Genomic DNA, 20,851 nt, shown 5'->3' with positions numbered 1-20,851 from the left:
AGATAACTGCTAGTTAACCATTCCAGACACAGTTACCTGATTTTGCAAGGCCTGCCAAATATGCCTCATGCTCCGCCAGCTCAGTATCGCTGGCAGGCTTCACCAGCACAGGAGCATAACTTACCGCACTCATTTCAGCTGTTTCATGGCTAGGCTGATCTAGTGCAATCATCAAACTATCTTGGCCTCGTGTCATCGCCATATAAACATCAGCGAGTAATTCGGCATCCAGTAACGCGCCGTGTAACGTACGCTTGGAGTTATCTATACCAAAATACTTACATAAAGCATCCAGATTATTACGTTGTCCTGGGCGCATCTCTTTTGCAATTTTGAGCGTATCTGTAATTTTAGCAGTAATAGCCTCTACTTTTCTTTGCCCGATTAAGCCAAGTTCACAATTCAAGAAACCCACATCAAATGGTGCGTTATGCATAATAAGTTCAGCATCTGCGATAAATGCAATCAACTCATTGGCAATATCAGCAAAGCGTGGTTTATCCTGCAAGAACTCTAAAGATATACCATGCACCTCTTGCGCACCTTGATCAATATCACGGTCTGGATTTAAATAATAATGAAAATGGTGTTTGGTTAAACGCCTGTTTACCACCTCAACCGCTGCGATTTCAATCACACGATGCCCTTGAGCATGATACAAACCAGTGGTTTCCGTATCTAAAAAGATCTGTCTCATGATGCACTAGCCCCTTTTTGCAGTATCTGTTCCACCCCTTTATTGGCAAGCATATCCGCACGCTCGTTGCCTGCATTACCGGCATGGCCTTTGACCCATATCCACTCCACGGTATGCTGCTGCGCCAATACATCCAGTACGCGCCATAAATCATCATTTTTGACCGGCTTTTTATCCGCAGTACGCCAGTTACGGGCTTTCCAGCCAATGATCCATTCAGAGATTCCCTTTTGCACATAGACGGAATCTGTAAATACTTTTGCATGGCATGTGCGCTTTAATGCTTCTAAGGCACGGATCACCGCAGTAAGCTCCATACGATTATTGGTTGTGACCAACTCGCCACCAAATAACTCTTTTTCATGTCCATCGTAACTGATCCATGCCCCCCAGCCACCGGGACCAGGATTACCTTTACATGCGCCATCTGCATAAATTTCCACGAGGGAACGCTTAGCTGCCACTTCTATTGTCATCTATCAAATTTCACTTTGCTCTAAATTAATAATGATTATAGAACATCACAGCGCCTAGCATGGCTAAAGCGTTTAAATATTCATACCGTCATCATCAATTTCAATACAAAAATTTGTGCATTTAATCTGTATGGCAAAGATATGTAATTTTTATTAAACAAATGCGCAATTCAGCCGTTAACTGAATATAGATGAACTGAATATCGCTTTCACCAATACTAAATCAGTGCCTCATTAAGTTAAAAGTTAATCAACGATAGGCATTAATAATAAAGTCGGAACGTAATATGCAAAAAGCAGTAACTTACTTCACGCTATCACTCGTTTGTTTTTTTATAAGCATTGGCACATGCTCGGCCGCTAATTGGGCAAAAATTAATGAGAACAGCACATCTAAACTCATGATAGACAAACAATCTATCTTAGAAAAAGATAAACTCAAGCGTGCCTGGGTGAAAATTGAATACAAAGCTGTTCAAAAAAACTTGGAGTCACCAGATACACAATATAACCTTTCTAAATTACTGTGGTACTTTGATTGCCCATCACAGAAGTCTGCGGCGACTCAGGTGTTTCAATACCTAAATAATGAGCTTGTGCACTCGGCTAGTATTGATGATGTTAAAAAGGCTAAATTTATCGAACCAGTGCCGGAATCAGACTTTGATCGTGCCATGCAGTATGTATGCACAAGCCATAAAAACGCTACACCCAAAGCCGTGACAACCAACCCAGCCAAAGTGCCACCCGCTACGGAAACAAAGTCCGATGCTAGCACAGCTGCTAAACCTGCAGATGCAGAAAGCAAAGCAACAGAGACAAAACCTGTAGAGACCAAACCTACTGAAAAAAACCCGGCTAAACCCGGTAACAAAAAAGCAGAAGAAACCAAAAAGCCTGTGGCCTGGAGTTACGATGGCAAAGAAGGCCCGGAGCATTGGGGAAAGCTGAGTGAGGAATTTTCCATGTGCAGCGCTGGCAGCACGCAATCACCGATTAATATCGAAGATAGTCTGGATGCAAATTTAAAACCATTGAAACTTCTGCAGAAATTTCCGGCAAAAGAAGTATTGCAAACCAACCACTCAATACAGCTAAACTTTAGAGATGGCAATATTGTTGCAATTGACAATATCACCTTCAAACTAAAACAGGCCAATTTCCATACGCCGAGCGAGCATAGCATCCAAGGCAAATCATTCCCGTTGGAAGCGCAGTTTTTACATACCGACATTAAAGGCAGCACCGCAATTGTAACCGTGCTATTTAGAGAAGGCAGGCCTAACCCTGCTTTAGACAAAATATTAAAACAGCTACCTAACGAGAGTAACAAAACCGTTACGCTAAAATCAAGATTACTTGCAAGTGAAATGATGCCGAGCAATCAAGACTACTACCGCTTTAGTGGCTCACTCACCACCCCGCCTTGCACTGAAGGTGTACGCTGGATATTAATTAAAACCCCAATGACTGCAAGTAAAGAGCAAATCGATGCATTAACTGCGCTTACACAGCATAACAATCGTCCGCTGCAACCATTAAATGGTCGTCTGATTGTTGATTAAGTTCACTATCACTACTTAACCTATACACCGCGAGCTTAATAAAAAAGCACCTAGCGTTAACTAGGTGCTTTTTTATTTTAAGTATTAACTACTAATTTAAGTGTATGGCTGCATTCTATTTTGAAGAGTGATTTACACAGAGCAATCACCCTTTAAATACCAGCACTTTTTTTGTGTCTACTTTTTATCTCTTAAGTTTGCTGCGATACGCATTCTCAATGCATTCAGCTTAATAAAGCCGCCTGCATCTTTTTGATCGTAAGCGCCTTTATCATCTTCAAAAGTAGCGATGTTAGGATCAAAGAGCGAGTTAGTTTTACTATCACGGCCCGTCACAATCACATTGCCTTTGTATAGTTTTACGCGCACCCAGCCGTTGACTGTTTTTTGCGTATGATCAATTAGCGTTTGTAAGGCAAGACGCTCAGGACTCCACCAGTAGCCGTTGTAAATCATACTGGCGTAACGTGGCATCAAATCATCTTTTAAATGCGCTACTTCGCGGTCTAAGGTAATAGACTCAATCGCGCGGTGCGCTTTAAGCAAAATAGTACCGCCGGGTGTTTCATAGCAACCGCGTGACTTCATGCCTACATAGCGGTTTTCAACTAGGTCTAAACGGCCTACGCCGTGTTTACCGCCAATTTTGTTTAAATGGGCAAGTAACTCGTGTGCCTTCATTGGCTCACCGTTTAAGCTTACCGGGTCACCATTTACATATTCAATATCTAAATACTCAGCTGCATCTGGCGCTTTCTCTGGGCTCACACTCCAACGCCACATAGAATCTTCAGCCTCTGCAGCTGGGTTCTCTAAATGACGGCCTTCATAGGAAATATGCAACAAGTTCGCATCCATACTGTATGGGCTACCACCTTGCTTGTGTTTCATGTCGACAGGGATGCCGTGTTTTTCAGCATATGCCATCAATTTTTCACGGCTCAGTAAATCCCACTCGCGCCACGGAGCGATAATTTGAATGTTAGGATTTAATGCGTAAGCGCCAAGCTCAAAACGCACTTGGTCATTACCTTTGCCGGTTGCACCATGTGAAATCGCATCAGCATTAGTATCACGTGCCACTTCAATCAAACGCTTAGCAATAAGCGGACGTGCAATAGACGTACCTAACAGATACTCGCCCTCATACACAGTGTTAGCGCGGAACATTGGGAATACAAAATCACGTACAAATTCTTCACGCACGTCATCAATAAAAATCTCTTTTACACCAGCTGCCTTTGCTTTTGCGCGTGCAGGCTCTAACTCTTCACCCTGACCCAAATCAGCCGTGTAAGTCACAACCTCACATTTATACTCATCTTGCAGCCATTTCAAAATAACTGAAGTATCTAAACCGCCTGAATAGGCCAACACTACTTTATTTACTTTACTCATGATCTCTTTCTATCTATAGATATTTCGCAACTCACTGCCAAGGGTTAAATACACATGTTTGCAAACACCGTGTTCAACGCAACAGCCTGTCAATTGTTAACTAAAGCTTTCCTAACAACAAATATTCCATCAGTGCTTTTTGGGTATGCAGCCTATTCTCAGCCTCATCCCAAACTACACTTTGCACGCCATCAATTACTTCGGCAGAAACTTCCTCACCACGGTGTGCGGGCAAACAGTGCATAAATAAAGCATCTTTCGCAGCTACTCGCATCATGTCGCTGTCTACCTGCCAATCAGCAAAGTCGCGCATACGCTCTTCGTTCTCAGCCTCAAAACCCATACTGGTCCATACATCGGTAGTTACCAAGTCAGCACCGCGGGCGGCGTCCATTGGGTCAGCAAACACTTCAAAGTGGTCAGTACCATATAAGTTAGCGCGCTCAGGTTCAACCTCATAACCTGGCGGCGTAGACACGTGTACGTTAAAGTCTAATAACTCAGCGGCTTGTAGCCAAGTGTGACACATATTATTGCTGTCACCAATCCAAGCCACGGTTTTACCTTTAATAGAGCCACGGTGCTCAATGTAAGTAAAAATATCCGCCAGAATCTGGCACGGATGATACTCATTGGTTAAACCGTTAATCACCGGTACGCGTGAGTTGGCGGCAAAACGCTCAATGATTTCTTGCTCAAAGGTACGAATCATCACCAAATCACTCATACGTGAGATAACTTGTGCTGCATCTTCCACCGGCTCGCCACGACCTAACTGCGAGTCTCTAGTGTTAAGGTAAATAGCTGATCCACCTAATTGCTGCATACCAGCCTCAAATGACAGGCGTGTACGTGTACTGGCTTTTTCAAAGATCATCACCAATGTACGGTCTTGTAATGGCCAATATTGCTGATAATCCTTGAATTGGCTTTTGATCCAACGAGTACGCTCGAACACATACTCAAGCTCGTCACGGTTTAAATCATTAAATTGTAAAAAGTGTTTTATTGCCATCATCTTTGGTAGTTCAAGTTTTATTAAAACAGACTACAGTTAGTTATGTTGTAAATGATTTACTGTGATAAAAATGTTTTGATCAAGGCTGATAAGCGCTTCACAAGCTCTTTTGCTTCAGCTTCGTTCATCACAAGCGGAGGTAATAAACGCACCACTTTTTCTGCCGTCACATTAATGAGTAATTTAGCTTCCAAGGCCATTTTCACTAAATCACCACATGGGCGATCGAACTCAATACCGATCATCATGCCTGCATTACGCACAGTCACGATACCTAGAACACCTTTAAGCTCCGCAGCAAAGCCTTCGCGAATTAAATTGCCAATCTTTTCGGCATTCTCGCGTAATTTCTCTTCTTCAATAATATTAAGAGTCGCCAAACCTGCAGCCGTAGCTAAAGGATTACCACCAAAAGTTGAGCCATGTTTACCGTAGGTAAATACTTCAGCCGCTTTACCGCTAGCAACACAGGCGCCAATCGGCACGCCAGAACCCAAACCTTTAGCTAGGCTCATGACATCCGGTTTAATATTGGTATGCTGAAATGCAAACCAAGTACCGGTGCGTGCAATGCCCGTTTGCACTTCATCCAGCATAAGCAACCAGTCATTTGCATCACATATCGCACGCAACTGTTCTAAATACGCACCTGCATCTTTAGGAATATTCACACCGCCTTCGCCTTGCACTGGCTCCACGAGCACCGCAACCACATTCGGGTTGTGCAATGCTACTTGCTTCACTGCGTCAACATCGTCATAAGGAACGCGGATAAAACCACTCACAAGGGGGTCAAAGCCCGCCTGCACTTTACGGTTACCAGTTGCAGACAGTGTGGCTAATGTACGTCCGTGAAAAGACTGGTCCATCACAATAATTTCAGGGTTATGGATTCCCTTGTTGTGCCCGTATAAACGCGCTAACTTAATAGCCGCTTCATTGGCTTCACAGCCAGAGTTACAGAAAAACACTTTATCCATACCAGACACTTCACATAGCTTATCAGCCAGTGCTGATTGCTCTGCAATTTGATAGATATTAGAAACATGAATCAAATTGGCGGCTTGTTTGGCAATGGCATCTACCAATTTAGGGTGCGCATGGCCTAAGCCGTTTACCGCTACGCCTGATAATGCATCAAGATATTGTTCATTATGGTTATCCCATAGCCAAACGCCTTTACCTTTAATAAAGGTAACAGGCTGACGCATATAGGTATTCATTAAATGGTCTGACATTTTTTTTATTTACTCAAATACAAGTTATTTTAGACGTACTAGTTATTAGGCAATGCAAAACCCCACTACAGGCCGCATTGCTGAATCCTACAAAAATAAAAATCCCGCAATTCATAAATTGATTAAGAATCGCGACAACATCTCTGGTTTATTTAATTTAAAAAGATGGTATTTAAATTTTAAGTGAAGGGTAAGGAAACTCTCACGAGAGTAGCCGAAAACCTCAACATTGGCAAGTTTTACAGCACAAAACTTATAGATAATTATATAATAATGACTTGATAAAAATAGCAATTTAGGCAAAAATCGCCATCCCTAAAATTTTAACTGCCAATCATTTTTTCTTATGGCATCTTTAACTTTGGTTTCCCCACAAGACACAGCATCTCAACTACCAGTCTCTTGGTATGTTGATGAAAACACTTACGCCCTAGAGCAGCAGCATTTATTCGCCAATGCACCGCACTACCTTGGCCATGAACTAATGGTACCTAACGTTGGTGATTACCATGTACTAGACTGGATGGGGCAAGCTAAGAGTTTGGTACGCCAACAAGATGGCATTAATGTACTGAGTAATGTATGCAGGCATCGCCAAGCTTTAATGCTAAAAGGGCGCGGACATGCGAAAAATATTGTATGCCCCCTGCACCGCTGGACTTATGACCTGGAAGGCAAGTTGCTAGGTGCACCGCATTTTGAGCAAAACCCTTGCTTGAATCTTGACAAAAAAACCTTACAAAATTGGCAAGGTTTACTGTTTGACACCAAACGCGACATTGCAAAAGACCTAGCAAGCCTAGGCAGCAAACAAGATTTTGACTTTACAGGCTACATGCTGGACCGCGTGGCAGTCGAAGAGTACAACTTCAATTGGAAAACCTTTATTGAAGTGTACTTAGAGGACTACCATGTTGGCCCTTTTCACCCAGGCCTTAACCAATTTGTAAACTGCGACCAACTGAACTGGGAGTTTGGTGCTAACTACAGCGTGCAAACGGTAGGATTTAAACCGTCAGTTAACAAAGCGGGTTCACCAACTTATCAGGCATGGCAAGAGCAGGTTGCACGATACCATGGCGACAAAACACCTAAGTACGGTGCAATCTGGATGGTGTACTACCCATTCCTCATGATTGAATGGTATCCGAATGTATTGGTAGTATCACACATCATCCCACGTGGCGTTAACGCGTGCACCAATGTCGTTGAATTTTACTATCCGGAAGACATTGCTTTATTCGAGCGTGAATACGTTGCTGCGCAACAAGCCGCTTATGATGAAACCGCAGTGGAAGACAATGACATCTGCCAACGTATGCACGATGGGCGTCATGCCCTGTTTGCGCAAGGCATTGACGAGCGTGGTCCATACCAACACCCGATGGAAACAGGTATGGAGCACTTTCACCAATGGTATCGCAAACAAATGCAGCAACATCTCACGCCCGCTTAAGCATGAAGCTATCTGGGCATATGCATGAAAAAGCTTAGCTTTAAACTCCCTAATTTAGGTAGTTTATGGATGCTCGTTGCCGCATTAGGCTTTGCTATCATGGGTGCGCTGGTCAAGCTTGGCGCCCAGAAGTTCAGCAGCGCCGAGCTTGTGTTTTATCGTTCTTTATTTGGTTTGGTATTTATCGGCATGTTCATTGTCTACAATAAACTACCGCTTGCCACGCCCGTAATGCGCAAACAAATGTCGCGCTCAGCGGTTGGTTTTACTGCCCTGATTTTATTTTTTTATGCGATCGCAAATTTACCATTAGCCACCGCCATTACACTCAACTACACATCACCTTTGTTTTTAGCGGTACTCACACCACTGCTACTTAATGAAAAACCAAAAAAAATACTATTTATCGCACTTGCTATTGGCTTTACTGGCGTGGCCTTATTATTAAAACCCACCATTAACCAATCACAGTGGCTAGCTGGCTCATTAGGCTTATTGTCAGGAGCGGGAGCGGCACTGGCTTACATTCATGTTAAGCAACTAGGTCAGGCAAATGAGCCCGATTGGCGTACTGTATTTTACTTTACGTTGGTTTCTTCAGTTTGCGCTGGCGCATGGATGCTATTTGACCACTTCCACGCCTTAGCATGGTCTGACGCACTGACTTTAGTAGGTCTAGGTGTTTCAGCCACCATTGCACAGCTTGCACTGACTCGCGCCTACCGCACTGGAGATACGTTAGTCGTGGCTAGCCTTGCTTACGTGACGATTTTATTAGCAAGTATATTTGGGGTTATTTGGTGGCATGAGCACCTGAGCGTGGACGCATGGCTGGCAATCGGCTTGATTATACTCAGCGGGGTTATCAGCATACGTAGTACCCCCGCTAAGGTTTAAAGCAGTTCCGCTCAAAACCAATTGTGGAGCCTAACGGCAATCTGCTGCTATTACCATTTTGTGTTTAATTTAAGCGTCGAGCAAACCGCTACGCATTGCGATTAAAGCAATTTCTGCCGAATTATTGGCATTTAATTTTTGCTTAATATTGTACAGGTGCGTACCGACGGTACGTGGGCTTAAAAACAAAGTCTCGGCAATTTCATTCGTGGTTTTACCCTTAGCCAGCGCCATAAACACTTCAAACTCACGAGGCGAGAGTACATCTACCGGATTTTGGTCGCCAGATAGCTGTTGAATCGCCATTTGCTGTGCAACACTGGCCTCTAAGTACTTCTTACCGCCAGCCACAGTTCTGATTGCCTTGATTAGCTCTTCTGCCGCGCTACGCTTAGTAAGATAACCCATAGCGCCTGCATTAAGCACGCGCTTAGGATGCACAGAGTCCTCATGTGCAGACAGCACTAAAATTTTTGCCGTACTGTCTTTTGCCAAAATACGTTCTATTGCCTCTAGGCCACCAATGCCGGGCATCGTGATATCCATCACCACTACATCAGGTTTGTGTTCTACATAGCGCTGAATCGCTAACTCACCGCTTTCGGCCTCTGTCACCACTTTGATATCGACATCAGACTCAAGCAGCATTTTGAATCCCATACGAACAACTGCGTGATCATCGACTAACATCACATTAATTTGACTCATTTACTTACCTTCTGCTCTTAGGCATATCAATTACATTAATTTGCTGCATTTGTTAACTCGTTTAACATGTTAGCCAGCGTTACTGGCTGGCACCTTGATGTTAATTGTGGTGCCTTGGCTAGGCGCAGACGCTATCACAAAAGTACCATGTAATGCCTGCACACGCTCTCGCATACCCAGCAAACCAAAATGGCTAGTTTGGTCAACAGCGTTAATATCCATACCGATGCCATTATCTTTAATGCTTAATTGCAGTTCGCCATCAGACATTTTGTTCAGCCGCACTTCTATTGTACTGGCCTTGGCATATTTTAAAGCGTTATTCAAAGACTCCTGCACTATTCGATACAGATTAATACTGATAGTTTCACCTAGGCTTTGCAAGTTGCCTGATTGCAGGTTTTCAGACAAATGAAGCTGAATATTGAGTTTAGGATGCTGCAACTGGTGACTGCTGACTAAGTCTTTTAGCGTTTCAGCTAAGCCCAGGTTATCAAGCGCACCAGGCCGCAACTGGCGCACAATATTGTGCATACCATCATAAATTTGATTAGCGGCTGAAACAATTACCTGCGCACTGGATGCAATCTCAGCCATCCCCGCACCACTGCTATTTGCCTTAGCTTTATTGGCAATACCTACTGCAAAAGTTTTAATCGCGGTGACATACTGACCAAGCTCATCATGCAGTTCGCGCGCCAAGCTACGACGCTCTTCTTCTATATGCTTTTGAATCAAATGCGTGAGCTGCCTATTTTCTTCCAACAAGCGCTCGGCTGTTAATGATTCGGCCATCCGATTCAGGCTGTGGCCTATGGTGTCAAACTCAGGCAACGAAAAAGTAGGCAAGCGCGTCGTTAAGTCGCCCTGCTCTATACGGTTGATTGCTCCTAAAATTCGGCCAATCGGCTTAAGTGAATGACTTAACAGTAAGTAAACCAAAGTGTTCAGGATAATAAAAAATGCCAAACCAACCCACATCAGCTGATTAAAACCAGCCCACGCCTCACGTATAGAGCCAGCTGCGCTAGACTGCACAACTAAAGTGCCATAACGAATTCTGCGCTCTACTGTTTCAACCTTAGGCTGTACTAACTTTACAAACCATTGTGGTGGAACTACATCACTTTTAAAGGTGGATTCAGGGGAGCGATACAACTCATAACCCCGGTAATCATAAAGCGTGATGCGGCTACTGCGCACATAGCCTAAAGAAGCCAAAAAACCTTGCAGCACAACGTGTGTAGGCCCCATTTCCGGATTTAACGTCGAGCCAATAATCACAGTGTCCAGCAACTGCACCGTCACCCTGCTGGCTGCTTCAACACGCTCACGGATTGAAATTCGGGTATCTGTCACCAAGATAGACCCTACCACCAAGATAAATGCCAACGACAATAAGGTAATCAGTAAATTTAAACGAAAACGTAAGCTCATGAGTTGAAATCACTTTATGACATGTGTAGAGTTTAACAACTTTAATCAATTCGCTATATAGTGTTATTCATGAAAACATCATTTATCTTATCAGCGGCTGACTCCATACGCGACGCCATTCTTGACCATGAATCAGAACTAGAATCACTAGACCGCGCGATTGGAGATGGTGACCACTATATCAATATGAAACGCGGTGCAGCAGCGATTACTGAGTTGCATACAGAGCTTGCAACGCTCAACGCAGATGCAGCCCTCAACAAAATTGGCCTTAAATTACTCAGCACGATAGGCGGCGCATCCGGCCCTCTACTAGCGAGCTTTTTCATGAGTATGGCCAAAGTACTTAAAGAAAAAAATGATGACGCGATCACCACCTATGCCGCAGCCTTTGCCGCAGGGGTAGCGGCCGTACAATTGCGCGGCAAAGCAGCTTTGGGTGAAAAAACCATGCTGGATGTGCTGATTCCCGTAGCACAGCAGTTTTCTGCACTCGCTGCATCAGATTCCAATATCAAAGCAATCTGCCAAGCTCTGACGCACACCGCCGAAGAAGGCATGCTTGCAACAAAGGCACTAATCGCCACCAAGGGGCGTGCCGCCGGCTTGGGTGAGCGCGCGATTGGACATATAGATCCAGGTGCAAAAAGCTGCCAGTTAATGATTAATGCGGTTTGTAAGCAAGTGCTAGCGAATCAACCATAAAAAAGACGCGTGATAAAAGGACGTGGGATGAAAAAGTTTATTAACAAAGTTGACGATGTATTAATTGAAAGCCTCAGTGGCTTCGCCTCAGCGCATCATGATTTAGTTGAGCTAAATACCGACCCACTCTTTTTAACACGTCAGCAAAAAGCCAGTAACAAAGTAGCTATCATTTCTGGGGGCGGTTCAGGACATGAGCCATTACATGCTGGTTATATTGGTTATGGCATGTTAGATGCCGCCTGCCCTGGCCATGTATTTACCTCGCCCACGCCTGATCAAATGTTAGCGGCGGCAGAGGCTGTGCATGCAGACAAAGGGATTTTATTTGTTGTTAAGAATTATGCCGGGGATGTAATGAATTTTGAAATGTCAGCAGAGATGTTGCCATTTGAATCTGCCACGGTGCTCACCAGCGACGACTGCGCTGTGATTAATAGCACCTATACAACCGGTAGGCGTGGCGTGGCTGGCACTGTGATTGTAGAGAAATGTGTAGGTAGCCTAGCTGAAACGGGTGCTGATTTGCAAGCGTGTAAAGCACTGGGAGATAAAGTGAACAGCCGTACCGCAAGCATGGGTGTTGCGCTCACTAGCTGTACGGTGCCCGCTGCTGGCCGCCCTACTTTTGACATTAACGATAACGAGCTTGAAATGGGCGTGGGCATCCATGGTGAACCTGGCCGTAAGCGCGAAGCGATGCGCGAAGCTGATGCAATTATTCAAGACGTGGTCAACTCCATTTTGGACGCGTTGCAGCCTGCACAAGACAGCGAAGCCCTGCTCCTGATTAACGGTTTTGGTGCTACCCCACTAATGGAGTTGTACCTAATTTACAACACAGCATCCAAGTTATTCTCTAAGCACAATATTAGAATTAGCCGCTCTTTAGTTGGCAACTACACAACGGCTCTAGACATGGCAGGCGCATCTATTACGCTGTGCCTGTTAGACGCAGAAATCAAACAGCATTGGGATAGCCCAGTGCATACTACTGCGTTAAGATGGGGGCGATAATTACAGTAAAAAAAACAGAAAACAACCATTTGAGACAATGAATTATCACCCGAAAGGGTTAGGCAAAAACATTATTTCACCATACGCATGGAGATGTAATTTACTTAAGCTCAGCAACGTGAAAAGTTATGATAGTATGAGAATCAATCGGTCATAAACTAACTTGATTATGATTAAGTTTTTAGGCATTTAATCACCTATATCAAATAAAATCTTGCAAACATACTGCATCAATTCGTTATTGAGTAAGTTAGTAACACTCACAAAAGAGCGCGATGACCTATCCCTGCAAGTTGCGCTAATTAAGACACTCACAGACTTCATCAACTTCAACCATAACGAATCGAAAAGAATCGTCGTTATCTACCATGTGAGTGACTTAAAAAAACAATCTATCACCGCATTAGCTGAAGACAGTAGTTCAAGCAGCGTAGACATGCCTGCTGACTTTAAACGGGCGATTCTCAATTGCCTGCATACCGGCAACCCACATACCTATCGAGTTGACGCACAGCGCGCCATAAAACTCCACCCAATTACCGGCACCATGGGGCATGTAGACAGCGTGATTGCGATTGATGCTGACCATACCAATGAGCATTTATACAACTCCGTTTGTATGATATTGGATATTTATCAAAACTTCATTTTGCTCAATAACGAAAACGAGTGCGACACGCTTACCGGCTTACTCAACCGTAAAACTTTCGACTTTAAAATCAATAAAATTCTTGCGCAAATGCATAGTGGCAGTAATCGCAAGGAAGATAAAACTAACCAAAAATACTTTTTAGCGATTTTTGATATTGATCACTTTAAAAAAATTAATGATCAATTTGGCCATTTAATTGGCGATGAAGTGCTGTTAATGTTCTCTCAGCTTATGCGTCAAAGCTTTAGAGAGGCTGACCCACTATTCCGCTTTGGCGGGGAAGAGTTTGTTGGCTTTTTTGAGTGCAGTAGCACGGTTGATATTCAAAATATTTTTGAGCGCTTTAAACAAAAAGTCGCCAATTTTGAGTTCCCGCAGGTGGGCAAGGTTTCTGTTAGTGCTGGTTTTACCGAGATATCAACCTTTGACACCTCTAGTCAGATTATAGACCGCGCAGATACTGCATTGTATTACGCAAAAAATAATGGTCGCAATCGTGTAGACTCATACGAGTTATTGATTGCCAACGGCAGTTTGCAAGAAAATAAAAAAGAAGGCGAAATCGAGCTATTCTAGTTAGATACAGATAACCGTAGCCTATACCCTGCTTACACTCTATTTAGACGAAAGTTAATTTCCAAAAAGCTTAACTCCCGAAAACTAAATTCCATAATGCAGTGACTTTAGTGATTTGAAAGGCAATTTCTTCCGCTTTAATGTGCAGCTGTGTAGCTCCCTGCAACTTCAGCCTGTGCTGCATATGGCGGTACTCTCTATAAGCAGCGGCCACATTTTCTGCTAGCTCTGCATCTATAATTTTTAAGGCTGCCATCTGTTTCAGCAAACCGATATTACCGATATTTCCAGTCAACATTGGGTAACTAGGCGCATGCAATAGCACCAGATACTGCACTAAAAACTCTACATCAATAATGCCCCCAATGCCCTGTTTCAAATCAAACAGGCCTTCGCTCACATGCTGAGCTTTGCGCATGCGCTCCCGCATAGACAGCACCTCAGCTTTAAGCACAGATGCATCACGTGCCTGCGTCATCACCTCGGCGCGAATGGCATCAAAAGCTTGGCCAATGGCACTATCACCGGCTACAAAGCGAGCACGTGTCAGTGCCTGATGTTCCCATATCCAAGCTTTGTTTAACTGATAATCTCTAAAGGCATCTACCCTACTCACCAGCAGGCCGCTATTCCCATCCGGGCGCAACTGTAAGTCTGTTTCATACAGCAAACCAGCTGAAGTTAAGCTGTTAAACCAGTTATTGATGCGCTGTGCAAAACGTGCATAAGCCTCGCTGGCCTCTGGTGCTTCGTCATCATATAAAAATATTATATCTAAATCTGATGCATAACCTAACTCTTTGCCACCTAGTTTTCCATAGCCGATGACTGCAAATTTCGGTACATCTAGATGCCTACCGCGTACATTGGGCCATATCACTTCTAAAGCCACACTCAAAATCAAATCAGCCAATGCGCTCAAGTAGTCAGATATAGTTTCTAACTGCAACTCGCCGTTAAGGTCCTGTACCGCAAAACGAAAGATATAAGCATGCTTAAAATGACGCATCACATCCATTTGCCGCTCCACATCGCCGGTCACTTCTGCCAACCTTTGTAGCAACTCGGTGCGCATTGCTGCAAAATCAGGCGCAGCATGCAAAGTACGGTCATCTAACAACTCATCCAACAAGATAGGGTGACTGGTTAAATAATTAGCAAGCCACGGGCTGCTACTGCATAATTTAACCAGCAATTGCATAGCTTGCGGATGCTCGGCCAAAAGTGCTAAATAGCTGGCACGTCTGCAGATGCTTTCCAGTAAATCAGTCACGCGAGTTAAGGTAACGTCCGAATTACTTACTTTTCCGGCCTGTGAAATTACATGCGGCATCACGGCATCAAATCGCTGGCGGCTCAGCTCCGGCAGCTGTTTGTATCGGCTGCTTTGATGCAAAATATTTAAACGGCGATAAGTTTCATCTGCCTCTGCAAACCCCATACGATATAGGCCATCTATCGCCTCAGCTTCGCCCACCGAGGCGTTCCACACAGACTTTTCAGCCTCTAGTGCGTCATCAACCGCCTCTGCGTCATTAAACGTAGCATCAAAATGCTGCTGTACTTGCGCGCGATACTGGTCTAGTTGGTGTAAGAATGCTGACCAGCTTTCATAATTCATGGCTTTGGCAATGCGTGCTTTAGCATCATCAGACTTAGGCAGTTCTTGTGTTTGCACATCATCCACATACATTAAACGGTGCTCTAGGTTTCTTAAAAACACATAGGCTTCACTCAGTTCTGCCACTGTTTGCATAGGCAGCAGCCCCTTATTGCTCAGTAAGCGCAGTACTGACAAAGTAGGCTTGATTTGCAAACTCACATCTTGCCCGCCGCGTATTAACTGAAACACCTGCGCAATAAACTCAATCTCACGAATACCACCACGCCCCAGCTTGATGTTGTCGTGCATGCCTTTACTATTAACATCCCGCTGAATCTGGATCTTTAAATCGCGCATACTGGCAAACGCACCAAAATCTAAATATTTGCGGAATACAAATGGTTTTAATAAACGTGAAACCTCATCTCCGCCTGTTACCTCGCTACCTTTAATCCACGCGTAACGTTCCCACTCTCGCCCATTGTTTTGATAGTAGTCTTCAAGCGCATCGAGGTTGCACACAATGGCGCCTTCTGAGCCAAATGGCCGTAAGCGCATATCCACACGAAACACAAAACCATCTTCTGTAATTTCATCAATCGCAGCAATCAGCTTTTTAGCTAAACGCGAAAAGAAATCTTGATTGCTAATTGATTTAGCACCTTGTGTTGCACCATCTGACTCGTATGCAAAAATCAAATCAATATCAGATGAAACATTGAGCTCGCCGCCGCCTAACTTACCCATGCCAATCACAATTAGCTGCTGTAATTTACCCTGTGCATCCACAGGCTGACCATAAACCGCCGCCTGCCACTCATGTAGGTATTTAATCGCGCTATTGATAACACATTCCGCCAGCTGGGATGTTATTGTCATTACCTCTTGTAGGTCAGCTAACCCGTTCAGGTCTCTCACTATCATCCGAGCCATGACTCGACTACGCAGCAAACGTAGGGATTTTTTTAAGCTAATTTCATCAACAATATGCTGCGTTGCTAAAAAATTTTGCATCTCACCCAACAGGTAGGATTTCTGATGATTTTGTAACGAATCTTGCAGTAAAAGCGCATCTTTTCGAAACAATCTTTCTACAAACGGACTGCAAGATACTGCATGCAGTACATAAGCCTCATCACTAGCAGGGGCGCGGTTTAGAGATAATAAATTATCGAGTGTTAGCATAAGATTTTTCATGTAATATGGCGTAGTTACACATACGTAACTAACTTACTTTTAATGGTTATCTATCTTTTATAAGTTAGATGTCCTTGCACCAAATTATAAACGGGTCATAAAGATTTAAGGGGATTTTAAGCATGTCAATCGAATCAGTTCTTCACGAAAACCGTGTATTTGAGCCAAGCGCAGACTTTGTTAAAAATGCGAATGTCTCAGGCATGGTGGCTTACAATCAGCTCTGCGCAGAAGCTGCCGCTGATTATGAAGGTTTCTGGGCAAAACTCGCACGGGAACTACTGGTCTGGAACAAACCCTTCACCAAAACCCTAAATCAAGACAACGCCCCTTTCTACAAATGGTTTGAAGATGGCGAGCTCAATGTTTCTGCCAACTGCTTAGATAAGCACTTAAACACAATTCCGAACAAAGTCGCCATTATTTTTGAGGGCGATGACGGCACTACACAAGAAGTTACTTATAAAGACTTATACCATCGCGTTTGCCAGTTTGCAAACGGCCTAAAAAAGCTGAATTTAAGCGTAGGTGACCGCGTCATTATCTATTTACCAATGGGTATTGAAGCCGTAGTGGCAATGCAAGCCTGTGCACGTATCGGCCTGATTCACTCAGTGGTATTTGGCGGCTTTTCAGCTAAAAGCTTAAACGAGCGCATTATTGATGCTGGCGCGAAAGCAGTGATCACATCAGACGGTCAGTTCCGTGGCGGCAAAACACTACCATTGAAATCTGCCGTGGATGAAGGCATTGCAATGGGTGGCTGTGATGTGATTGAAAAAGTTGTCGTACTGAAAAAAACCGGGCTAGACATTGCATGGAACAGCAACAACATTTGGTGGCATGACCTGATTACAAACGTAGCTGACACATGCGAACCAGTGATGGTCAATGCAGAGCATCCGCTATTCTTACTCTATACATCAGGCTCTACTGGCAAGCCAAAAGGCGTGCAACACAGCTCTGCTGGCTATTTGCTACACGCCATGAACACTATGCGTTGGACGTTTGATATTCATGAAAACGATGTATTCTGGTGTACGGCCGATGTGGGCTGGATTACCGGCCACTCCTACGTGGCGTATGGCCCACTTGCGATGGGTGCAACACAAATTATTTTTGAAGGCATCCCAACCTACCCAAATGCTGGCCGCTTCTGGCAAATGATAGAAAAACATAAAGTTTCTATCTTTTATACTGCGCCAACGGCAATTCGCTCACTGATTAAAGCTTCTGAAACTACACCAGAAGTAGCCCCAAAAAATTACAACTTATCTAGCCTGCGCTTGCTTGGTTCTGTTGGTGAACCAATCAACCCAGAAGCATGGATGTGGTACTTTGAAAATGTAGGCGGCAGCCGTTGCCCAATTGCCGATACTTTCTGGCAAACAGAAACAGGCGGCCATGTGATTACACCACTACCTGGTGCTACACCGTTAGTGCCGGGCTCCTGTACCCTGCCTTTCCCTGGTATTGATATTGATGTGGTGGATGAAACAGGTAAAGACGTACCTTGGGGCACTGGCGGCCTGTTGGTGATTAAAAAACCATGGCCATCCATGATACGCACAATTTACAACGACCCAGAGCGCTATAAAACCAGCTACTACCCATTGGATTTAGGTGGCAAGACTTACCTAGCTGGCGACGGAGCAATTCGCGATGCAAAAACAGGCAACTTCACTATAATGGGCCGCATTGATGACGTACTAAATGTGTCCGGCCACCGCTTAGGGACGATGGAGATTGAATCTGCCTTAGTAGCTAACCACCTAGTTGCTGAGGCTGCTGTTGTAGGTAAACCACATGATGTTAAAGGTGAATCTATAGTCGCATACGTGGTACTGAAAGGCCCTCGCCCAGAAGGTGACGCAGCGAAGAAAATTGTAGCTGAACTACGCGAATGGGTTGGCAAAGAGATTGGCCCTATCGCCAAACCTGATGAAATCCGCTTTGGTGACAACCTGCCTAAAACCCGCTCAGGCAAAATCATGCGTAGATTATTGCGTACACTAGCAAGAGGTGAAGAGATTACTTCAGACATTTCAACACTAGATAACCCTGCGATTTTAGATCAGCTAAAAGAGGTGGTTAAGTAATGGAAATTCGGCGTGTAGATACCCATATCAGCCCGCCGCATTTTGATATTAAAATTAGGCAGTACTAAAAATTACTAATATAATGATTTTATTGAAAAATATAATCAACACCATAATAAAAAATCATTCTTTGACGCAAAGTTTTGCGTCAAATAGGATGGCTATTTTACGTTAGGCTGGATGTATCGGCATCGCAGCGGGAGTGTCTAGTGAGTTTGAAATTGTTTGTCGGTGGTGTCGAAAAGCAAGAACTGCTTAAGCAACTTCGCGAAGCTCAAATCCTCCTGAATCCTCTAGCGGAAGTACTTTTCTCAGATGAACGTTTCACTACATCTCAAGTTCGCAACCAAGTCGAGGTCGTTCAAGTAACCGTGGCTGCACTCGGCTTATTGGAGGGCGGAACATTCGATCAGATAATTCAAAGTGCCGCAAGTCAAGGAATGGCTCTTTGCCCACTTGAGTTGGGTCCTCATCTACGCCTTTTTATGCTGGAACAAGCAGAAGGAGCTATCCGTCAACCCGCCACAGAGAATCAAGCGCCAACAGGTTCAATCACTATTGCGTCAGCAGAACTGAGCACCGATGAAGATGTTCCAAAGGGCTTTTACTTGCGCTGCATCGAAGGTGCCTTGTGGCTACGAGGCTATTGTTCGCTACCAGGTCATATTTGGAGCGCACAAGATGTGTTCGTGTTTCTGCGTACCGCCTTATGCAGCCTAACCCATCCATCAAGCGGGACGCGCTAAAGCGCGCCCCTTATGTCAAACGTTAGGCATTCATGACGCAAATATTAATAGTTGCTATACCGTTGCTATTGCTCGCCCTCGTTGGCGGTTTACTTTATGTGTCTGTTCGTTGCGTAATCCGATTTCCTATTTTATCACTAATCGTTTTTGCCGTATTAGTTTCTAGCTCAGTCATTTATTACAAACACTTTGAAAAGCAGCTTAGACTTAGCTACATTCCAGAAGGGCTTAAAGTTGAGAAAATCATTTACGCTAGCGAGGAGTCTTGGGGCTTTGGTCCAGGTGGCAATGAAACAGGAGTAATCGTATATGAGCTACCAGACACCATTGGTGAACAAATAAGCAAGATTGGCATTGATTACTTTTCTTCACTGCAGCCTCTATCTGGCGACAGTCACGATTGGCATGGGCAGTTTGAAAAGTGGTATAGCACCCCAATTTCTTATAACGATAGTTGGTCATACACGCAATCTGGTAATAAAACCACACAAGATACATTTGTGCCAAAAATTGAAACCTATTTACTTAAATATGGCTTCGGCATTCCGTTAGATCCAGTTATTGCAAATGCAATTGATACGGCAATTTCCAAGAAAGGCAACTTTTTTGCTTATGGCCGTATTGGAATGATAATAGTCATTCCTGAAACGCGAAGGGTTGTTTTTGCATACAACGGCTAGCAATATACTTGCGTTGTATGCCTGTAACCATGTCTAACCTTACGCTCAAGCGGGACTGCTCAAAAGCGAGCCTCTTAACTCAAACGTAAAATATAGCTCTATGTTACTGAGGAGAATTTATAGTGCTAAAAACATATCGCGGTAGCTGTCATTGCGGTGCAGTCACTTTTGAGGCCGAGCTTGACTTCACTCAAAGCTCATTCCGTTGCAACTGCTCTATATGTAGGCGCACTCGCTTCTGGGCGGCTATAACCATGCCAGAAAAATTCCGCTTACTTACTGGGGAGTCTGAGCTAACGCAGTATCTGTTTAATACCAAGAAAAACTATCATTATTTCTGCAAGCACTGCGGCGTTCGCTGTTTTGGTGTTGGCAATGAAACTCCCATCGGCAAAATGTATGGCGTTAATGTTGGCTGTCTAAACGATGTGACGGACGAGGACCTTTCAAAAATTCCCGTCACTTACGTGGACGGACTAAGTGACAAATGGCAAAGCACACCCGCATTCTTTGCCCACCTGTGAGCTTCTGGCCAGCTATTCAGTACAAACATGTCAAAAGTTAGGCATCTAGATAAAAACATTACCTGCATTACCACCCTCTCAAACGCTTAACCTATACCAGCTTATTAAATGCTACGTTACAATGAATTACCAATAATTTAGTAGTCACCAACCGCATGGAGT

The 20,851-nt window shown here is 44.1% G+C and carries 18 protein-coding genes; 10 read left to right on the top strand and 8 right to left on the bottom strand.

What is annotated here, in order from left to right; genetic code table 11:
- Nucleotides 1–13: 13 nt before the first annotated feature.
- The gene (gene dnaQ, locus VGD82_RS10770) at nucleotides 14–697 is read right to left on the bottom strand and encodes a DNA polymerase III subunit epsilon (protein WP_331020390.1); all 684 of its coding nucleotides are present in this window, start codon (nucleotides 695–697) and stop codon (nucleotides 14–16) included.
- Nucleotides 694–1,173: a ribonuclease HI gene (rnhA, locus tag VGD82_RS10765; RefSeq protein ID WP_331020389.1), complete on the bottom strand. Its 480-nt coding sequence runs from the start codon at nucleotides 1,171–1,173 to the stop codon at nucleotides 694–696. Before rnhA ends, dnaQ begins: the two co-directional genes overlap by 4 nt.
- A 287-nt stretch (nucleotides 1,174–1,460) precedes the next feature.
- Here rnhA and VGD82_RS10760 point away from each other — a divergent pair, with 287 nt between their 5' ends.
- Nucleotides 1,461–2,738, top strand: coding sequence for a carbonic anhydrase (locus tag VGD82_RS10760; protein ID WP_331020388.1), 1,278 nt, complete (start codon nucleotides 1,461–1,463; stop codon nucleotides 2,736–2,738).
- Between the two features lie 177 nt (nucleotides 2,739–2,915).
- On the opposite strand, the gene VGD82_RS10755 is transcribed toward VGD82_RS10760, so the two are convergent.
- The 3 genes from VGD82_RS10755 to VGD82_RS10745 form a co-directional block, all read right to left on the bottom strand.
- Nucleotides 2,916–4,136: an argininosuccinate synthase gene (locus VGD82_RS10755; RefSeq protein WP_331020387.1), complete on the bottom strand. Its 1,221-nt coding sequence runs from the start codon at nucleotides 4,134–4,136 to the stop codon at nucleotides 2,916–2,918.
- A gap of 100 nt (nucleotides 4,137–4,236) precedes the next feature.
- Nucleotides 4,237–5,151, bottom strand: a complete 915-nt coding sequence (argF, locus tag VGD82_RS10750; RefSeq protein ID WP_135276503.1) for an ornithine carbamoyltransferase — start codon at nucleotides 5,149–5,151, stop codon at nucleotides 4,237–4,239.
- A 59-nt stretch (nucleotides 5,152–5,210) separates the two neighbouring features.
- Nucleotides 5,211–6,392 carry an aspartate aminotransferase family protein gene (locus tag VGD82_RS10745; RefSeq protein ID WP_331020386.1) on the bottom strand — a complete coding sequence of 394 codons (1,182 nt, stop codon included), beginning with the start codon at nucleotides 6,390–6,392 and terminating at the stop codon, nucleotides 5,211–5,213.
- A gap of 346 nt (nucleotides 6,393–6,738) precedes the next feature.
- Between VGD82_RS10745 and VGD82_RS10740 the strand changes: the two genes are divergently transcribed.
- On the top strand, nucleotides 6,739–7,848 hold the full coding sequence (locus VGD82_RS10740; RefSeq protein ID WP_331020385.1) for an aromatic ring-hydroxylating dioxygenase subunit alpha: 1,110 nt from the start codon (nucleotides 6,739–6,741) through the stop codon (nucleotides 7,846–7,848).
- Nucleotides 7,849–7,872: 24 nt separating this feature from the next.
- Nucleotides 7,873–8,745 carry a DMT family transporter gene (locus VGD82_RS10735; protein ID WP_331020384.1) on the top strand — a complete coding sequence of 291 codons (873 nt, stop codon included), beginning with the start codon at nucleotides 7,873–7,875 and terminating at the stop codon, nucleotides 8,743–8,745.
- A gap of 69 nt (nucleotides 8,746–8,814) precedes the next feature.
- Here the strand turns inward: VGD82_RS10735 and VGD82_RS10730 are convergent, their stop codons facing one another.
- A complete protein-coding gene (locus VGD82_RS10730; RefSeq protein WP_331020383.1) occupies nucleotides 8,815–9,453 on the bottom strand; it encodes a response regulator transcription factor in 639 nt (212 codons plus the stop codon).
- A 69-nt stretch (nucleotides 9,454–9,522) separates the two neighbouring features.
- Complete coding sequence (locus tag VGD82_RS10725; RefSeq protein WP_331020382.1) at nucleotides 9,523–10,890, bottom strand: ATP-binding protein; 1,368 nt, start codon at nucleotides 10,888–10,890, stop codon at nucleotides 9,523–9,525.
- A 69-nt stretch (nucleotides 10,891–10,959) separates the two neighbouring features.
- Between VGD82_RS10725 and dhaL the strand changes: the two genes are divergently transcribed.
- The 3 genes from dhaL (at nucleotide 10,960) to VGD82_RS10710 (ending at nucleotide 13,840) form a co-directional block, all read left to right on the top strand.
- A complete protein-coding gene (dhaL, locus tag VGD82_RS10720) occupies nucleotides 10,960–11,595 on the top strand; it encodes a dihydroxyacetone kinase subunit DhaL (RefSeq protein ID WP_331020381.1) in 636 nt (211 codons plus the stop codon).
- 27 nt (nucleotides 11,596–11,622) lie between these two features.
- On the top strand, nucleotides 11,623–12,612 hold the full coding sequence (gene dhaK / locus VGD82_RS10715; protein WP_331020380.1) for a dihydroxyacetone kinase subunit DhaK: 990 nt from the start codon (nucleotides 11,623–11,625) through the stop codon (nucleotides 12,610–12,612).
- A 241-nt stretch (nucleotides 12,613–12,853) separates the two neighbouring features.
- Nucleotides 12,854–13,840 carry a GGDEF domain-containing protein gene (locus VGD82_RS10710; protein WP_331020379.1) on the top strand — a complete coding sequence of 329 codons (987 nt, stop codon included), beginning with the start codon at nucleotides 12,854–12,856 and terminating at the stop codon, nucleotides 13,838–13,840.
- A gap of 70 nt (nucleotides 13,841–13,910) precedes the next feature.
- On the opposite strand, the gene glnE is transcribed toward VGD82_RS10710, so the two are convergent.
- Entirely contained in the window at nucleotides 13,911–16,628 is a 2,718-nt protein-coding gene (glnE, locus tag VGD82_RS10705; RefSeq protein ID WP_331020378.1) for a bifunctional [glutamate--ammonia ligase]-adenylyl-L-tyrosine phosphorylase/[glutamate--ammonia-ligase] adenylyltransferase, read from the bottom strand.
- Nucleotides 16,629–16,762: 134 nt separating this feature from the next.
- Between glnE and acs the strand changes: the two genes are divergently transcribed.
- The 4 genes from acs (at nucleotide 16,763) to VGD82_RS10685 (ending at nucleotide 20,689) form a co-directional block, all read left to right on the top strand.
- Nucleotides 16,763–18,739: an acetate--CoA ligase gene (acs, locus tag VGD82_RS10700; protein ID WP_331020377.1), complete on the top strand. Its 1,977-nt coding sequence runs from the start codon at nucleotides 16,763–16,765 to the stop codon at nucleotides 18,737–18,739.
- A gap of 209 nt (nucleotides 18,740–18,948) precedes the next feature.
- Complete coding sequence (locus VGD82_RS10695; protein WP_331020376.1) at nucleotides 18,949–19,485, top strand: hypothetical protein; 537 nt, start codon at nucleotides 18,949–18,951, stop codon at nucleotides 19,483–19,485.
- Between the two features lie 32 nt (nucleotides 19,486–19,517).
- Nucleotides 19,518–20,165, top strand: a complete 648-nt coding sequence (locus tag VGD82_RS10690; RefSeq protein WP_331020375.1) for a hypothetical protein — start codon at nucleotides 19,518–19,520, stop codon at nucleotides 20,163–20,165.
- Nucleotides 20,166–20,287: 122 nt separating this feature from the next.
- Entirely contained in the window at nucleotides 20,288–20,689 is a 402-nt protein-coding gene (locus tag VGD82_RS10685) for a GFA family protein (RefSeq protein WP_331020374.1), read from the top strand.
- The last annotated feature ends 162 nt before the right edge of the window (nucleotides 20,690–20,851 follow it).

Origin of the sequence: Methylotenera sp., assembly GCF_036401095.1 — a bacterium.
GTDB lineage: Bacteria > Pseudomonadota > Gammaproteobacteria > Burkholderiales > Methylophilaceae > Methylotenera.
Note: the sequence above shows the minus strand (reverse complement) of the source record. Positions and strands in the feature narration are given on the sequence as shown.

Bases quoted from the DNA above. Each gene is read 5' to 3' on its own strand.
- VGD82_RS10745 (WP_331020386.1), bottom strand. From the start codon at position 6,392: ATGTCAGACCATTTAATGAATACCTATATGCGTCAGCCTGTTACCTTT.
- dhaL (WP_331020381.1), top strand. From the start codon at position 10,960: ATGAAAACATCATTTATCTTATCAGCGGCTGACTCCATACGCGACGCC.
- glnE (WP_331020378.1), bottom strand. From the start codon at position 16,628: ATGCTAACACTCGATAATTTATTATCTCTAAACCGCGCCCCTGCTAGT.
- VGD82_RS10760 (WP_331020388.1), top strand. From the start codon at position 1,461: ATGCAAAAAGCAGTAACTTACTTCACGCTATCACTCGTTTGTTTTTTT.
- VGD82_RS10735 (WP_331020384.1), top strand. From the start codon at position 7,873: ATGAAAAAGCTTAGCTTTAAACTCCCTAATTTAGGTAGTTTATGGATG.
- VGD82_RS10755 (WP_331020387.1), bottom strand. From the start codon at position 4,136: ATGAGTAAAGTAAATAAAGTAGTGTTGGCCTATTCAGGCGGTTTAGAT.
- acs (WP_331020377.1), top strand. From the start codon at position 16,763: ATGTCAATCGAATCAGTTCTTCACGAAAACCGTGTATTTGAGCCAAGC.
- VGD82_RS10690 (WP_331020375.1), top strand. From the start codon at position 19,518: ATGACGCAAATATTAATAGTTGCTATACCGTTGCTATTGCTCGCCCTC.
- VGD82_RS10730 (WP_331020383.1), bottom strand. From the start codon at position 9,453: ATGAGTCAAATTAATGTGATGTTAGTCGATGATCACGCAGTTGTTCGT.
- dhaK (WP_331020380.1), top strand. From the start codon at position 11,623: ATGAAAAAGTTTATTAACAAAGTTGACGATGTATTAATTGAAAGCCTC.
- VGD82_RS10740 (WP_331020385.1), top strand. From the start codon at position 6,739: ATGGCATCTTTAACTTTGGTTTCCCCACAAGACACAGCATCTCAACTA.
- dnaQ (WP_331020390.1), bottom strand. From the start codon at position 697: ATGAGACAGATCTTTTTAGATACGGAAACCACTGGTTTGTATCATGCT.
- rnhA (WP_331020389.1), bottom strand. From the start codon at position 1,173: ATGACAATAGAAGTGGCAGCTAAGCGTTCCCTCGTGGAAATTTATGCA.
- VGD82_RS10725 (WP_331020382.1), bottom strand. From the start codon at position 10,890: ATGAGCTTACGTTTTCGTTTAAATTTACTGATTACCTTATTGTCGTTG.
- argF (WP_135276503.1), bottom strand. From the start codon at position 5,151: ATGGCAATAAAACACTTTTTACAATTTAATGATTTAAACCGTGACGAG.